Annotated in this window: 2 protein-coding genes; both read left to right on the plus strand. The window is 62.9% G+C overall.

Going from position 1 to position 1782, the window contains the following annotated elements; all coding sequences use genetic code 11:
* Position 1 precedes the first annotated feature (1 nt).
* Positions 2–838, plus strand: coding sequence for a sulfonamide-resistant dihydropteroate synthase Sul1 (gene sul1, locus AB0K08_RS16955; protein ID WP_024193717.1), 837 nt, complete (start codon positions 2–4; stop codon positions 836–838).
* 127 nt (positions 839–965) lie between these two features.
* Positions 966–1466: a GNAT family N-acetyltransferase gene (locus tag AB0K08_RS16960; protein WP_000376623.1), complete on the plus strand. Its 501-nt coding sequence runs from the start codon at positions 966–968 to the stop codon at positions 1464–1466.
* The last annotated feature ends 316 nt before the right edge of the window (positions 1467–1782 follow it).

Here is a 1782-nt window from a genome sequence, read left to right on the forward strand (position 1 = left end):
GGTGACGGTGTTCGGCATTCTGAATCTCACCGAGGACTCCTTCTTCGATGAGAGCCGGCGGCTAGACCCCGCCGGCGCTGTCACCGCGGCGATCGAAATGCTGCGAGTCGGATCAGACGTCGTGGATGTCGGACCGGCCGCCAGCCATCCGGACGCGAGGCCTGTATCGCCGGCCGATGAGATCAGACGTATTGCGCCGCTCTTAGACGCCCTGTCCGATCAGATGCACCGTGTTTCAATCGACAGCTTCCAACCGGAAACCCAGCGCTATGCGCTCAAGCGCGGCGTGGGCTACCTGAACGATATCCAAGGATTTCCTGACCCTGCGCTCTATCCCGATATTGCTGAGGCGGACTGCAGGCTGGTGGTTATGCACTCAGCGCAGCGGGATGGCATCGCCACCCGCACCGGTCACCTTCGACCCGAAGACGCGCTCGACGAGATTGTGCGGTTCTTCGAGGCGCGGGTTTCCGCCTTGCGACGGAGCGGGGTCGCTGCCGACCGGCTCATCCTCGATCCGGGGATGGGATTTTTCTTGAGCCCCGCACCGGAAACATCGCTGCACGTGCTGTCGAACCTTCAAAAGCTGAAGTCGGCGTTGGGGCTTCCGCTATTGGTCTCGGTGTCGCGGAAATCCTTCTTGGGCGCCACCGTTGGCCTTCCTGTAAAGGATCTGGGTCCAGCGAGCCTTGCGGCGGAACTTCACGCGATCGGCAATGGCGCTGACTACGTCCGCACCCACGCGCCTGGAGATCTGCGAAGCGCAATCACCTTCTCGGAAACCCTCGCGAAATTTCGCAGTCGCGACGCCAGAGACCGAGGGTTAGATCATGCCTAGCATTCACCTTCCGGCCGCCCGCTAGCGGACCCTGGTCAGGTTCCGCGAAGGTGGGCGCAGACATGCTGGGCTCGTCAGGATCAAACTGCACTATGAGGCGGCGGTTCATACCGCGCCAGGGGAGCGAATGGACAGCGAGGAGCCTCCGAACGTTCGGGTCGCCTGCTCGGGTGATATCGACGAGGTTGTGCGGCTGATGCACGACGCTGCGGCGTGGATGTCCGCCAAGGGAACGCCCGCCTGGGACGTCGCGCGGATCGACCGGACATTCGCGGAGACCTTCGTCCTGAGATCCGAGCTCCTAGTCGCGAGTTGCAGCGACGGCATCGTCGGCTGTTGCACCTTGTCGGCCGAGGATCCCGAGTTCTGGCCCGACGCCCTCAAGGGGGAGGCCGCATATCTGCACAAGCTCGCGGTGCGACGGACACATGCGGGCCGGGGTGTCAGCTCCGCGCTGATCGAGGCTTGCCGCCATGCCGCGCGAACGCAGGGGTGCGCCAAGCTGCGGCTCGACTGCCACCCGAACCTGCGTGGCCTATACGAGCGGCTCGGATTCACCCACGTCGACACTTTCAATCCCGGCTGGGATCCAACCTTCATCGCAGAACGCCTAGAACTCGAAATCTAACGTCCGTTCGGGCATCGAGGTCCATGTCGGGGTGGGACGGGCCCGTGGCTTCAAGATCACTTGCAGTCCGACCGCGATGTCTTGGTTGCGCGAGAGGTTGTCGATATCCTCCACTTCCATCATCAACCCTGGATAATGCCGCCGCCGTCATCGCCGCCGACGCCCGTGCCGGGCTTTTCGGGCCTGTCAGGCTTGCTCGGCCTTCAGCCTGCCTGGGCGAGATCTCCGGCGGACGGATTAACGGCGGAGCTTCGCCGCCTTTCGTGCGTGTGAAGGCCGAAGATAGTTCTCTCAAAAACATCCGTTTATGAGAGAT

Origin of the sequence: Citricoccus sp. NPDC055426 (genome assembly GCF_040677445.1) — a bacterium.
GTDB lineage: Bacteria > Actinomycetota > Actinomycetes > Actinomycetales > Micrococcaceae > Citricoccus.